Source organism: Klebsiella sp. K47 (assembly GCF_051858335.1).
Classification (GTDB): Bacteria; Pseudomonadota; Gammaproteobacteria; order Enterobacterales; family Enterobacteriaceae; genus Klebsiella; species Klebsiella pneumoniae.
Window position 1 is genome coordinate 1 of record NZ_JBPYUI010000122.1, and the last position, 309, is coordinate 309.

Consider the following 309-nt stretch of genomic DNA (forward strand, 5'->3'; position numbering starts at 1 on the left):
TCTGGGTTTACAAGGGACGCCCGTGGTTATTTTCTCAAATGGCTTTATGGTGAATGGCGCTGTGCCTTCAACCACCATTGAAAATATGTGGCGTGAATTGGGCTTATAAGAGTTCAAATATACAGATAAAAAGCACCTGAAACGGTGCTTTTTTTAATGGCTGAGTTTAGGTTTTTTTGGTGACTATGTTGTAGATGAATAAAATAACAATGGCTCCAATAACTGAAGCAATAAAGCCTGCGGCAGAGCCTTCACTATAGAGACCGAGTAAACGACCACCATAAGTGGCTACGAGAGAACCAGCAATCC

General features: G+C 41.7%; 1 protein-coding gene. It reads right to left on the bottom strand.

What is annotated here, in order from left to right:
• Positions 1 to 166: 166 nt before the first annotated feature.
• Positions 167 to 307 carry a GlsB/YeaQ/YmgE family stress response membrane protein gene (locus tag RRF55_RS27370; protein ID WP_439419215.1) on the bottom strand — a complete coding sequence of 47 codons (141 nt, stop codon included), beginning with the start codon at positions 305 to 307 and terminating at the stop codon, positions 167 to 169.
• Positions 308 to 309: the final 2 nt, after the last annotated feature.